The organism is Serratia sp. Nf2, assembly GCF_003028435.1.
GTDB lineage: Bacteria > Pseudomonadota > Gammaproteobacteria > Enterobacterales > Enterobacteriaceae > Serratia > Serratia marcescens_L.
On record NZ_PYTW01000008.1, the window covers coordinates 37,363 to 50,669 of the forward strand.

Sequence of the window (13,307 nt, forward strand, 5' to 3'; positions counted from 1 at the left end):
GCACTGAACATCCGTAACAACAAAGCCCCCGCTAGCCGGGGGTTTTTTATCTTTGATGGTGAGCCATGGAATCGATAATCCAACAAATCAATCAACTACGAGCCACACTGCGCCATCATGAATACCAGTACCATGTGCTGGATGCGCCGGAAGTGCCGGATGCGGAGTATGACCGCCTGATGCGCGAACTGCGCGAGCTGGAGAGCGCGCATCCGGAGTGGGTCACCGCCGATTCACCGACCCAGCGCGTGGGCGCGGCGCCGCTTGCGGCGTTCGACCAGGTGCGTCATGAAGTGCCGATGCTGTCGCTGGACAACGTGTTCGACGAAGAAAGCTTTCTGGCGTTTTACAAGCGCGTGCAGGATAGGCTCAAGAGCAGCGAACCGCTGACTTTCTGCTGCGAACTGAAGCTGGACGGCCTGGCGGTCAGCCTGCTGTACGAAGACGGCGAGCTGGTGCGCGCGGCGACGCGCGGCGACGGCACTACCGGCGAGAACATCACCACCAACGTGCGCACCATCCGCGCCATCCCGCTGCGCCTGACCGGCGACAACATTCCTCGCCGGCTGGAAGTGCGCGGCGAAGTGTTCATGCCGCAGGCCGGTTTTGAACAGATGAACGACGAAGCGAGGCGCAAAGACGGCAAGGTGTTCGCCAACCCGCGCAACGCTGCCGCCGGCTCGTTGCGCCAGCTCGATCCGCGCATTACCGCCAAACGCCCGCTGACCTTCTTCTGCTACGGCGTCGGCCTGCTGGAAGGCGGCGAGCTGCCGCGCAGCCACTTTGAGCGCCTGATGCAGTTCAAGGCCTGGGGCCTGCCGGTCAGCGATCGCGCCCAACGCCGCACCGGCAGCGAGGAAGTGCTGGCGTTTTATCGCCAGGTCGAGCAGGACCGCGCGCAGCTCGGTTTCGACATCGACGGCGTGGTGATCAAGATTGACGATATCGATCTGCAGGAAACGCTGGGATTTGTGGCGCGTGCGCCGCGCTGGGCGACGGCGTTCAAATTCCCGGCGCAGGAGCAGATCACCGTGGTGCGCGAAGTGGAGTTTCAGGTTGGCCGCACCGGCGCGATTACGCCGGTGGCGCGCCTTGAGCCGGTGCTGGTGGCCGGGGTGACCGTCAGCAATGCCACCTTGCACAACGCCGATGAAATTGAGCGCCTGGGGCTGCGCATCGGCGATACGGTGATCGTGCGCCGCGCCGGCGACGTCATCCCGCAGGTGGTGGGGGTGCTGGAAGATCGTCGGCCACAGGATGCGCGCGAAGTGGTGTTCCCGCTGCACTGCCCGGTGTGCGGCTCCGACGTTGAGCGCGTGGAAGGCGAAGCCGTGGCGCGCTGCACCGGCGGTCTTATCTGCGGCGCGCAGCGCAAAGAGGCGTTGAAGCACTTTGTTTCCCGCCGCGCGCTGGACGTTGAAGGCATGGGCGACAAGATCATCGAGCAACTGGTGGACAAAGAGTACGTGAAGAACCCGGCCGATCTGTTCCGCTTGTCCGCCGGCATTCTGACCGGCCTGGATCGCATGGGGCCGAAATCGGCGCAGAATCTGGTCAATGCGCTGGAAAAATCCAAACAGACCACCTTTGCTCGCTTCCTGTATGCGCTGGGCATTCGCGAGGTTGGCGAAGCGACCGCCGCCAACCTGGCGGCGCATTTCGGATCGCTCGAGAAGCTGTTCGCCGCCGATATCGAAGCGCTGAAAGAGGTGCCGGACGTCGGCGAAGTGGTGGCCAAACACACCCGCAATTTCCTCGATGAAGCGCTCAATCAGCAGGTGATCAACGAGCTGGTGGGCGCCGAAATCGGCATCCACTGGCCGGCGCCGGTGATGGTGGTGGCCGAAGAGATAGACAGCCCGTTCGCCGGCAAAACCGTGGTGCTGACCGGCTCGCTGAGCCAGCTGTCGCGCGACGAGGCCAAAGATCGCCTGACGGCGCTGGGCGCCAAGGTCAGCGGCAGCGTGTCGAAGAAAACCGATCTGGTGATCGCCGGCGAGGCGGCCGGCTCCAAGCTGGCGAAGGCGCAGGAGCTGGGTATCGCCGTGATCGACGAAGCGGAGATGATCCGCCTGCTGGGTGACTGATGGAAAAGGAAAACCTGCTGGAGATCGCCAATACCGTGATGCCGTTCGGCAAGTACCAGGGGCGGGTGCTGATCGACCTGCCCGAAGAGTACTTGCTGTGGTTCGCCCGCAAGGGCGAATTCCCCAAAGGCAAGCTCGGCATGCTGATGGAGATGACGCTGGCGATTAAAATCGAAGGGCTTGACCACCTGGTCAAGCCGCTGAAGAAAAGCTGAACTGACGGGCCTTGGCCCGTCTTTTTTTACCCGCGTGACGCCTGCGCGTTGGCGTTGGGCACCGCCTGTTGCGCCCGCTGCTTGCGCTGATACCTTTTCGCCAGCACCGCACAGGTCATCAGCTGCACCTGATGGAACACCATCAGCGGCAGCACCATGATCCCCACCGTTGCCGCCGGGAACAGGATATTGGCCATCGGAATGCCGTTCGCCAGGCTTTTCTTCGAACCGCAGAACACGATGGTGATCTCGTCCGCCTTGCTGAACCCCAGCCAGCGCGCCATGTAAGTGTTCACCACCAGCACGATCGCCAGCAGCACGATGCTGCCGCCGACGATAAACGCCAGCGAACCGATCCCCACCTGATGCCAGATGCCGTGCGTGACCGCCTCGCTGAAGGCGGCGTACACCACCAGCAGAATCGAGGTCTGGTCGGTTTTACCGATCAGCGGGCGATGGCGCTCGATCCAGCCGCCGATCAGCGGCCGCAGCAGGTGGCCGGCGACGAACGGCACCAGCAGCTGCAGCACGATCGAGCCCACCTGCCGCAGGCTGCCGGTATCGCCGTGCACGTTCATCAGCAGGCCGACCAACAGCGGTGACACGAAGATCCCCAGCAGGCTGGAGGCGGAAGCGCTGCACACCGCCGCCGCCACGTTGCCGCCCGCCAGCGAGGTGAAGGCGATGGCCGACTGCACGGTGGCGGGCAGGATGCACAGGTAGATGAAACCGGCGTACAGCTCGGGGCTGACGTCGATCGGCGCCCACCAGGCGAACAACATCCCCAGCGCCGGAAAAATGATGAAGGTGCTGAACATCACCCACAAATGCAGCCGCCAGTTATTGCTGCCGGCCAGGATGGCCTCGCGCGACAGCTTGGCGCCGTGCATGAAGAACAGCAGGGCGATGGCGGCGATGGTCAGGGCATTGAGCCAGCCGACGAACTCGCCGCGCGCCGGCAGGAACGACGCCAGCAGCACGGTGGCGATCAGCGTCAGGGTAAAACGATCGGGCAGGAATCTCATGGCGATGCGCTCGGGTAGAAAATCGATGGGGCTATTCTCCCGCGTGGGCATATAATAATTAAATTGATTTATTTAATTTATCTATGAATAAAAAACATGAATTACTCACTCAAACAGCTGCGGGTGTTCGTCACTGTCGCCCGCCACGGCAGCTTCAGCCGCGCCGGTGAGGCGATTGGCCTGACGCAATCGGCGGTCAGCCACAGCGTGAAAGAGCTGGAGGCGGAGATCGGCGTGCGCCTGCTGGATCGCACCACGCGTGAAGTGGTGTTGACCGACGCCGGCCTGCGGCTGGCCAACCGGGTCGAACGGCTGCTGGACGAGCTGCAGGCCGCGTTGCTGGATGCGCGCAGCTTTGGCGTACAGCGCAGCGGCACGGTGCGGGTGGCGACCAGCCAGACCATTTCCGCCCATCTGATGCCGCAGTGCATCGCCGCCGGCGAGCGTGAATACCCGGAGATCCGCATCATGCTGCGCGATCAGGCGCAGCAGCAGGTACTGCACAGCGTGCGCAACGCCGAGGTGGATTTCGGCATCGTGGTCGATCCGGTGCAGGCGGTGGACCTGGAGTGCGAAGCGGTGCTGCATGAACCGTTCCTGCTGCTGTGCCGAGACGACCACCCGTTTGCTGCGCAGCAAGAGGTGCGTTGGTCGGCGTTAAACGGCTGCCGCCTGGTGTTACAGGATTATGCGTCGGGCAGCCGGCCGCTGATCGACAGCGCGCTGAGGCAGCAGGGCGTCGAGGCGCAGGTGGTGCAGGAAATCGGCCATCCGGCCACGCTGTTCCCGATGGTGGCGGAAGGGATTGGCATCAGTATCTTCCCGGCGTTGGCGCTGCCGCTACCGGAAGGGGGGCGGCTCCGGGTGCGGCGGCTGGTGCCGGAGATCAACCGCGCGCTGATGCTGGTGCGGCGCAAGAATCGCTCGCTGACGCCGGCGGCGGAGGCCATCTGGCAGGTCGCGCGTCAGCAGGCGGCGCTGCTGCACCAGCGCCGGCAGGAAAACGCGGCATATTGAGTCAGATATAGACGTCCACCGCGTTGAGCGGCGTCGGGCGGTTTACGCCGTCGCCGGCTTGCGCTGCGGCTTTCTTCATTTGCTCCTGCTGTTGCTTTTCCATCTCTTCTTTCTGGATGCGCGCGATCTCGGCCTGCAACATCTTGATCTGCGCTTCGATCAGCTGCTTTTGCTTCTCGATCTCTTTGGGATCGGCGCTGGAGTCTTTCAGTTCCACCAGCTTTTGCTGCAGAGCCTGAATCTGCCGGTTCAGCGCCTTGATGCGCACCGAGGCGCGGCTTTCGTTGAGATTAACCGGTTCGTCATTGCCGTTGGCGCGTTCGTTTTTCTCCATCTTGCCGCCTTGCGGCTGGTTGTTGACTGGTTTGGCCATCAGCAATTCGCCCTGATGGCCCGGCGCGCTGAAGACGTTGCTGACGCCGGGAACGGTATTTTTGATCGGTACGATCATGGTGATGGTGGTCGACATGGATGCTCTCCCTGAGTCTGGCTATCGCTGTTCAGGGTATCGGCAGCGGTGGCTAAATCTTTACCTGCCGCAGGTGAGGCCAGCGCTGCAGCCAGCCTTTGTCGAGCACGCGCTGGGCATAGGCCGTGCGATCGCCGTTTTTCACGTTGAAGGTGATGGTGTCGTCGAACAGCGCCGCGAGGCCGAAGGGGGCCACCAGCGTGATGCTGTCGTCGGCGTTCAGGCGCGCGCCGATCGCCGTTTCCACTTCGGTCCAGAAGCTGATGGCCTCTTCGCTGTCGCGATAGGGTTCCCGGCCGCCGCGCAGGTGCATGCGCGCCTGATTCTTGACCGACCACGGCTGCGGCAGCCATTGGTGCAGCCGCACCTCCAGCATGCGATCGCGCTCGGCGTCCGCACGCTGCGCATCGAAGTGGATCACGTCGATATCGTTGAGTGGCGTGGGCTCCTTATAGCCGTGGCGCCGATCCCACACCAGGTTGCGTACGAAGCCGGCGCCGAGGCACCAGTCATTCAGGCCGAGCCGGCGCACGGTGCGCAGGGCGGCCATGCGCGCGTCATCTTGTTGCAGCCAGTCGATAATTTGCCGTTGCGGATCCATCACCCCTCCTTTTTTCGCGGCTACTGTAACCCGAAGCGGCGGCGGGTGAAATGGGGGAAAGCGCGATGGCGGCGATCGCGTGCAAAATAATTTTCTTTTCCCACTGACTACACTTGGTGCAGGGCTTTTATCACGTCACTCGGGGCAAGGGAGGGGGCTATGTATCAGGCAACGGTGGGCCAACGCGGCTATCGCTTTGGCGATCTGCGTCAGCTGATGGCGAAGGCTTCACCGGCGCGTTCCGGCGATTATCTGGCGGAGGTGGCGGCGCAAAGCGCCGAAGAGCGTATGGCGGCGCGCATTGTGCTGGCGGACTTGCCGCTCAAGGCGTTCCTGCAGCAGGCGCTGGTGCCCTACGAACAGGACGAGGTGACGCGCCTGATTATCGACGGCCACGATGGTGCGGCCTTTGAACCCATCTCGCACCTCACGGTCGGCGATTTTCGCGACTGGCTGCTGAGCGAGCAGGCGGACAGCGCCATGCTGGCGCAGGTGGCGGCCGGCATCACGCCGGAGATGGCGGCGGCAGTGAGCAAGATCATGCGCAATCAGGATCTGATCCTGGTGGCGAAGAAGTGCCGGGTGGTGACGCGCTTTCGCAATACGATTGGCCTGCCGGGCCACCTCAGCGTGCGGCTGCAGCCCAATCACCCGACCGACAGCCTGCAGGGCATCGCCGCCAGCATGCTGGACGGCCTGCTGTACGGCAGCGGCGACGCGGTGGTCGGCATCAATCCGGCCAGCGACAGCCTGCCGCTGCTGGAAAAGCTCAACTACATGCTGGACGACGTGATCCAGCGCTTCGCCATTCCCACCCAATCCTGCGTGCTGACCCACGTGACCAACACGCTGCGGCTGATGGAGCGCGGCGCGCCGGTGGATCTGGTGTTCCAGTCGATCGCCGGTACTGAAGCGGCCAATCGCGGTTTCGGTATCAGCTTGGCGCTGCTGGCGGAAGCGCAGCAGGCGGCGCTGAGCCTTAGGCGGGGCACGCTGGGCGACAACGTGATGTATTTCGAAACCGGGCAGGGCAGCTGCCTGTCGGCCAACGCCCATCACGGCGTCGATCAGCAAACCTGCGAGGCGCGCGCCTATGCGGTGGCGCGCCATTTCTCGCCGCTGCTGATCAACACCGTGGTGGGGTTTATCGGCCCCGAATACCTGTATGACGGCAAGCAAATTATCCGCGCCGGGCTGGAGGACCATTTCTGCGGCAAGCTGCTCGGCCTGCCGCTGGGCTGCGACGTCTGCTACACCAACCATGCCGAAGCCGATCAGGACGACATGGATACGCTGCTGACGCTGTTGGCCGCCGCTGGCTTGACGTTCCTGATCGGCGTGCCGGGCGCGGACGACATCATGCTCAACTACCAAAGCACGTCGTTCCATGACGCGCTCTATATCCGCGAGCTGCTGGGGCTGAAGCACGCGCCGGAGTTCGCCGCCTGGCTGGCGGCGATGAACATCACCGACGAACGCGGGCGGCTGCGCGACGCCGCTGCCAATCATCCGCTGTTGCTGGCGCTGCAGGGAGAACGCACATGAGCAAACCGGTTCACGCCAACAGCTGGGACGCGCTGCGCGCCTTTACCGATGCGCGTATCGCGCTGGGGCGCACCGGCGCCAGCCTGCCGACCGACGAGCTGCTGCGCTTCGGGCTGGCCCATGCCCAGGCGCGCGACGCGGTGCATCAGCCTTTCGACAGCGAGCGGCTGGCGGCGGATCTCCACGATGCCGGTTGGCCCACGCTGGCGGTACATAGCCAGGCCGCCGACCGCGCCGCCTATCTGCGCCGACCGGATCTGGGGCGGCGATTAGCGCTGGACAGCCGCAGCCTGCTGCTCGGCGTGCCATCGCACCGCGTCGATCTGCTGCTGATAGTGGCGGACGGCCTTTCCTCCAAGGCGGTGCACCGCCAGGCACTGCCGCTGCTGCAGGCGCTGCGGCCCTATCTCGATACGCTGGGGCTGACCGTTGCGCCGGTGGTGCTGGCGCATCAGGCGCGGGTGGCGCTGGGGGATGAGATCGGCGAATGCCTGCAGGCCAGGGCGGTGGCGGTTTTGATCGGCGAACGGCCGGGGCTGTCGTCGCCGGACAGCCTGGGCGTCTATTTGACCTGGGGGCCGAATGCGCGCAGAACGGACGCCCAGCGCAACTGTATCTCCAACGTGCGCCCCGAGGGGTTGGATTACCCGCAGGCGGCGTTCCGCCTGGCCTGGCTGCTGGAGCAGGCGTTCCTGCGGCGGCTGAGCGGCATCGAGCTGAAGGACGAGAGCGACAACCCGGCGCTGCACGGCCGGGTGACGCCGCTTTATCCCCAGCTGGGCGGTTGACCGATAGTTTGCTGCAGCAGGGCGGTGAAGGCCGCCAGCCGGGCGGACACCTTCGCCATCGGGCGCAGCAGATAGATACCTTGCTGCTCATGGCGCGGATCTTCCAGCATTTGCACCAGTTGCCCGTGCTGCACGTCCGGCCCCACCACCCAGTTGGGCAGAAAGGCGATGCCGAGGCCGAGCAGCGCGGCCTGGCGCTGTGCGGTGAAGTCGTCGCAGCGCAGCGCCATGGTGCAGCGGCTCATCAGCGCTGCGTCGAGGATCTGGGCCCAGCAGGCCGGCTGCTGCTTGTGATAACGGGCGATCAGCCGATGCTGCGGCAGCGCCTCCAGATCGGCCGGCAGGCCATAGCGGGCGACGTAGGCGGGGCTGGCGCACATCACCCAGCGTTGGGTGGCGATGCGACTGGCATACAGCGCGCTGTCCTTCTGCTCGCCGATGCGGAGGGCGGCGTCGAGCCGTTCCTGCGTCGGATCGGTCAGGCGTTCGGTCAGATCGAGGTCGACCGACAGCTGCGGGTAGCGTTCCGCCAGCGTCGGCAGCAGCGGCAGCACATAGGTTTTGCCGAAGGTCGGCAGGCAGCTGATGCGCAGCGTGCCCTGCGGCGTTTCGTTCAGCGCGCTCAGCTCGGCGCGAAGGCCGGTAATGTCCGTCATCAGCGCGGCGGCGCGCGTCAGCAGCAGCTCGCCGGCGTCGGTCAGCAGCAGGCCACGGGTGGAGCGCACGAACAGCGCGGCGCCGAGCGCGCTTTCCAAGGCGTCGATGTGGCGCACCAGCGAAGAGGGCACCATGCCCAGCCGGCGCGCGGCGGCGGAAAAGCTGCCCAGGCGGGCGACGTCGAGAAAAATTGGCAGGTGTTCAACATAGCGTGCGTCATTCATTTTTGCATTATATGCAAAAGCGTTTCTTATGAATACCTGCTTCTCTGCCGACGGCGCGGCGGCTACTCTGGCTGCGGGTTGACGACGCGCCTCAGCGCCGTCTCATCCCGGCCGCATAGAGAGAAAACGCATAAACCTCGCGGCGCTTAGTTCTAAATAACAGATGTTTTTCCCAGGCCGCGCGAGCCGCCTGCGGAGTTGATTGTCGCTCCAACACCAGATTAACCGTTCAATTTGATATTCGAGTCAGCATTAATGATTAGTAAGTCTTTACTTTCAATCATCATGCTGTTGACTCTGGATATCTGCCGGCCAGCCGTGCCGGTTTTTTTGTCGCCTCAGGCTGAATCGTTCCAACTGATGAACGCGCCTTGGGGGGCATCTTGGCCCACCGTCGGTGGGTCTTTTGAACGCGCGGAACCGCGGTTCCGCGCTGGTGGAGGAGTCAGTCATGAACGAAAAACACGGGTGTTCCTGTGCGCGCCATTTGGCGCAGGGTTTTGCCAGGCAGTCGATCAACGCCGGGGAGGGCGAAATCTATCAAATCTCGCTGATGAGCGCGCTCATCGACGGGGTTTACGAGGGGGAGACCACCATTGCCGAACTGCTCAAGCACGGCGATTTCGGCCTCGGCACCTTCAATCATCTGGACGGCGAATTGATCGCTTTCGACCAGGAAATACACCAGCTGCGCGCCGACGGCAGCGCCCGGCCGGCCGGCCTGCAACAGCAAACCCCCTTCGCCGTCGTCACCTTTTTCCAGCCCAGCGTCAGCCAGCAGTTCGACCGGCCGATCACCAAGGCGCAGCTGCACCAGTGCATCGACGAGCAGGTCGCCTCGCCGAACCTGTTTTGCGCGGTGCGGGTCGACGGCGAGTTCAGCCACGTGGAAACCCGTACCGTGCCGCGCCAGGAGCGGCCCTATCGCCCGATGCTGGAGGCGATAGAAGAGCAGCCGACCTTCTCGTTCCATCAGCGGCGCGGCACGCTGGTTGGTTTCCGCTCGCCGGATTACATGCAGGGCATCGGCGTGGCCGGCTATCACGAACACTTCGTTACCGACGACCGCAGCGGCGGCGGCCACGTGCTGGACTACCAGCTCGATCATGGCCGCCTGCAGTTCGGCGTCATCACGCGTCTCAATCTTCAGTTACCGCATGATGCGGATTTCTTGCGCGCCAACCTCTGTCCAGAGGATTTGGATCGCGCGATTCGTTCCGCCGAGGGCTAACCCCGGCGATCGTTTTCTTAGGAGGTGGAACCATGGCACAGGAAAAAACAGGCAATGACTGGCAATGCGGCGCCGATTTGGTGGTGAAAAATCTGGAAGCGCAGGGCGTCAAACACGTTTTCGGCATTCCGGGCGCCAAGATCGACCGGGTGTTCGACTCGCTGGAGGACGCGCCATCGATCGAAACGGTGGTGGTGCGGCATGAGGCCAACGCAGCCTTTATGGCGGCGGCGGTCGGCCGCTTGACCGGTAAGGCCGGGGTGGCACTGGTCACCTCCGGGCCGGGCAGCTCCAACCTGATCACCGGGCTGGCCACCGCCACATCGGAAGGGGACGCGGTGGTGGCCTTCGGCGGGGCGGTGAAGCGTGCCGACAGCCTGAAACAGACGCACCAGAGCATGGATACCGTCAGCATGTTCCGGCCGGTGACCAAGTATTGCGCCGAAGTGCATGCCGGTTCGGCGATTTCCGAGGTGATCGCCAACGCCTTTCGCCGCGCCGAGTTCGGCCGGCCGGGGGCCTCGTTCGTCAGCCTGCCGATGGATATCGTCAATGAACCGGTCAGCGCGCCGGTGCTGGCCGGCTGCCGCTTGCCGCGTATGGGGGCCGCGGCGGCGGACGACATTCAGGCGGCGGTGAAACTGATCCGGCAGGCCAAATGCCCGGTATTGCTGCTCGGTTTGCAGGCCAGCCGGCCGGAGAACAGCGAAGCGGTGCGCCATCTGCTGTATCGCACCCATATGCCGGTGGTCGGCACCTATCAGGCGGCCGGGGTGATCGACGTCAACCACTTCGCCCGTTTTGCCGGCCGCGTCGGCCTGTTCAACAACCAGCCAGCCGATCAGCTGTTGCAGAAGGCCGATCTGGTGGTGAGCGTCGGTTATGATCCGATCGAATACGATCCCTGCATGTGGAACAGCCACGGGCGGCTGAAACTGGTGCACATCGACGTGCTGCCGGCGGATATCGATACCTGCTATCGGCCGGATGTCGAGCTGGTGGGCAACATCAGCGCCACGTTGAACATGATGACCGAAACGTTCACTGAGGCGGTCTGCGTGCCGCCGGAGGTGGAGCTGATCCTCACCGATCTCGGCCGCCAGCGCACTGAACTGGCGGAGCGCGCCGCCCGCCGCGGCGGCATGCCGATCCACCCGCTGCGCATCGTCAAGGAGCTGCAGGACATCGTCAGCGACGACGTGACCCTGTGCGTGGACATGGGCAGCTTCCATATCTGGATCGCCCGCTACCTGTACAGCTTCCGCGCCCGCCAGCTGTTGATCTCCAACGGCCAGCAAACCATGGGGGTGGCGCTGCCGTGGGCCATCGGCGCGGCGCTGGTGCGCCCCGGCGATAAAGTGGTGTCTATCTCCGGCGACGGCGGATTCATGCAGTCGAGCATGGAGCTGGAGACTGCGGTGCGGCTGAAAAACAACATCGTGCACGTCATCTGGGTCGATAATGCCTACAACATGGTGGAGATGCAGGAAGTGAACAAATACCAGCGTAAATCCGGCGTGGAGTTTGGGCCGATTGACTTCAAGGCTTACGCGGAATCCTGCGGTGCGGTCGGTTTCGCCGTGCAGTCGGTGGACGATCTGCGGCCGATGCTGCGCAAGGCGATGGCGATCCAGGGGCCGGTGGTGGTGGCCATTCCGGTCGACTATGCCGACAACTATAAGCTGATGGCGCAGATGAACTTCAGCCAGATGATTTAATTTCATCATCGCGCGATTTCACCGGGGCAGGCCGCTTGCGCGCCTGCCCGTTTTTATGCGCGGATTTTGTCCTTTACATCGCTAACTGCATGATTTATTGCTATCCGTTGGGCTGTTTTTTCACCACTGGGGATAGCGCAATGAAAAGAAAAGCAATAACGATCGGGCTGCTGGCGTTGGCGATTGCCGGCGGCGCGCGTGCCAAGACGCTGGTCTACTGTTCCGAAGGCTCGCCGGAAGGCTTCAACCCGCAGCTGTTCACCTCCGGCACCACGGTGGACGCCAGTTCGGCGGCGATCTACAACCGGCTGGTGGACTTCAAACCCGGCACCGTCGAGCTGCAACCCAGCCTGGCGGAAAGCTGGGAGGTGAGTGAAGACGGCAAGCGCTATACCTTCCACCTGCGCAAGGGCGTGGCATTCCAGAGCAATAAATATTTCACGCCCACCCGCGATTTCAACGCCGATGACGTCATCTTCTCGTTTATGCGGCAGAAGGACGCCAACAACCCGTATCACAAGGTCTCCAACGGCGCCTACACCAACTTCGAGTCGATGGAGTTCGGCACGCTGATCGACCGGATCGTCAAGGTGGACGATTACACCGTGCGCTTTGAGCTCTCCCGCGCCGAGGCGCCGTTCGTCGCCGATCTGGGCATGTACTTCGCCACCCTATTATCGGCGGAATATGCCGAGGCGATGCTGAAGGCCGGCACGCCGCAGCGGGTGGACAACGATCCGATCGGCACCGGGCCGTTCCAACTGGTGCAGTACCAGAAGGACGCGAAAATCCTCTACAAGGCGTTCGATCGTTACTGGGAAGGCAAACCGAAGATCGACCGGCTGGTGTTTTCGATCACGCCGGATGCGACGGTGCGTTACGCCAAGCTGCAAAAGAACGAGTGCCAGGTGATGCCGTTCCCCAACCCGGCGGATCTGGCGCGCATGCGGCAGGACGGCAACCTTCAGGTGATGGAAAAATCCGGCTTGAATATCGGCTTCCTGGCGTTCAATACCCAGAAAAAACCGTTGGATAACGTCAAGGTACGCCAGGCGTTGGCGCTGGCGGTCAACAAGCCGGCGATCATCGAGGCGGTGTTCCACGGCGCCGGCCAGCCGGCCAAGAATCTGCTGCCGCCGACCCAGTGGGGCAGCAACGCGCAGCTTGAAGACTACCCGTATTCGCCGGAGCGGGCGAAGCAGCTGTTGCAGGAGGCCGGGCTGGGGCAGGGGTTTGACATCGATCTGTGGGCGATGCCGGTGCAGCGGCCTTACAACCCCAACGCCAAACGCATGGCGGAGATGATCCAGGCCGACTGGGCTAAAATCGGCATGCGTGCCAAAATCGTCACCTTCGAGTGGGGCGAATATTTGCAGCGGATTAAAAACGGCGAGCACCAGACCGCGCTGATGGGCTGGACCACCGCCAACGGCGATCCGGACAACTTCTTCGGCCCGCTGTTCACCTGCGCTTCGCTCGGCGGCTCCAACTCGGCGAAATGGTGCTACAAACCGTTCGACCAGCTGATCCTGCAGGCGCGCGAGGAGAACGATCACGCCAAGCGGGTGGCGATGTACCAGCAGGCGCAGGTGATGATGCACGATCAGATGCCGGCGCTGATGATCGCGCACTCGACCATTTTCGAACCGGTGCGCAAGGAAGTGAAAGGCTACGAAATAGACCCGTTCGGCAAACACATCTTCAAGCAGGTGTCGCTGGAGAAGTAACGA

Annotated in this window: 12 protein-coding genes; 8 read left to right on the forward strand and 4 right to left on the reverse strand. The window is 63.3% G+C overall.

What is annotated here, in order from left to right; translation table 11 throughout:
- The first annotated feature begins 65 nt into the window (after positions 1-65).
- The gene (gene ligA, locus C9411_RS17500; protein WP_107227565.1) at positions 66-2,087 is read left to right on the forward strand and encodes an NAD-dependent DNA ligase LigA; all 2,022 of its coding nucleotides are present in this window, start codon (positions 66-68) and stop codon (positions 2,085-2,087) included.
- Complete coding sequence (locus C9411_RS17505) at positions 2,087-2,302, forward strand: DUF3820 family protein (protein ID WP_004936441.1); 216 nt, start codon at positions 2,087-2,089, stop codon at positions 2,300-2,302. The genes ligA and C9411_RS17505 overlap by 1 nt, the downstream gene beginning before the upstream one ends.
- Before the next feature lie 26 nt (positions 2,303-2,328).
- On the opposite strand, the gene C9411_RS17510 is transcribed toward C9411_RS17505, so the two are convergent.
- Positions 2,329-3,327, reverse strand: coding sequence for a bile acid:sodium symporter family protein (locus C9411_RS17510; protein WP_049198403.1), 999 nt, complete (start codon positions 3,325-3,327; stop codon positions 2,329-2,331).
- A 96-nt stretch (positions 3,328-3,423) separates the two neighbouring features.
- Between C9411_RS17510 and C9411_RS17515 the strand changes: the two genes are divergently transcribed.
- Positions 3,424-4,344, forward strand: coding sequence for a LysR family transcriptional regulator (locus C9411_RS17515; protein ID WP_063988902.1), 921 nt, complete (start codon positions 3,424-3,426; stop codon positions 4,342-4,344).
- Between the two features lies 1 nt (position 4,345).
- Here C9411_RS17515 and C9411_RS17520 read toward each other — a convergent pair whose 3' ends face one another.
- Together C9411_RS17520 and C9411_RS17525 are read right to left on the reverse strand one after the other, a co-directional pair.
- A complete protein-coding gene (locus tag C9411_RS17520; RefSeq protein ID WP_063988903.1) occupies positions 4,346-4,813 on the reverse strand; it encodes a FlxA-like family protein in 468 nt (155 codons plus the stop codon).
- Between the two features lie 52 nt (positions 4,814-4,865).
- The gene (locus C9411_RS17525; protein ID WP_107227566.1) at positions 4,866-5,414 is read right to left on the reverse strand and encodes a nucleotidyltransferase family protein; all 549 of its coding nucleotides are present in this window, start codon (positions 5,412-5,414) and stop codon (positions 4,866-4,868) included.
- Between the two features lie 159 nt (positions 5,415-5,573).
- On the opposite strand from C9411_RS17525, the gene C9411_RS17530 reads away from it, so the two are divergent.
- Together C9411_RS17530 and eutC are read left to right on the forward strand one after the other, a co-directional pair.
- Complete coding sequence (locus C9411_RS17530) at positions 5,574-6,959, forward strand: ethanolamine ammonia-lyase subunit EutB (protein ID WP_063988905.1); 1,386 nt, start codon at positions 5,574-5,576, stop codon at positions 6,957-6,959.
- On the forward strand, positions 6,956-7,747 hold the full coding sequence (eutC, locus tag C9411_RS17535; RefSeq protein WP_107227567.1) for an ethanolamine ammonia-lyase subunit EutC: 792 nt from the start codon (positions 6,956-6,958) through the stop codon (positions 7,745-7,747). The genes C9411_RS17530 and eutC overlap by 4 nt, the downstream gene beginning before the upstream one ends.
- On the opposite strand, the gene C9411_RS17540 is transcribed toward eutC, so the two are convergent.
- Positions 7,726-8,628 (reverse strand): LysR family transcriptional regulator, encoded by a 903-nt coding sequence (locus C9411_RS17540; protein WP_107227568.1) that lies wholly within the window; start codon positions 8,626-8,628, stop codon positions 7,726-7,728. The genes eutC and C9411_RS17540 overlap by 22 nt on opposite strands.
- A gap of 451 nt (positions 8,629-9,079) precedes the next feature.
- On the opposite strand from C9411_RS17540, the gene budA reads away from it, so the two are divergent.
- The 3 genes from budA to C9411_RS17555 all read left to right on the forward strand — a co-directional run bounded on the left by budA (position 9,080) and on the right by C9411_RS17555 (position 13,304).
- On the forward strand, positions 9,080-9,859 hold the full coding sequence (gene budA, locus C9411_RS17545) for an acetolactate decarboxylase (RefSeq protein WP_063988908.1): 780 nt from the start codon (positions 9,080-9,082) through the stop codon (positions 9,857-9,859).
- Positions 9,860-9,891: 32 nt separating this feature from the next.
- Positions 9,892-11,577: an acetolactate synthase AlsS gene (alsS, locus tag C9411_RS17550; RefSeq protein WP_033635442.1), complete on the forward strand. Its 1,686-nt coding sequence runs from the start codon at positions 9,892-9,894 to the stop codon at positions 11,575-11,577.
- A 140-nt stretch (positions 11,578-11,717) separates the two neighbouring features.
- A complete protein-coding gene (locus C9411_RS17555) occupies positions 11,718-13,304 on the forward strand; it encodes an ABC transporter substrate-binding protein (RefSeq protein WP_107227569.1) in 1,587 nt (528 codons plus the stop codon).
- The last annotated feature ends 3 nt before the right edge of the window (positions 13,305-13,307 follow it).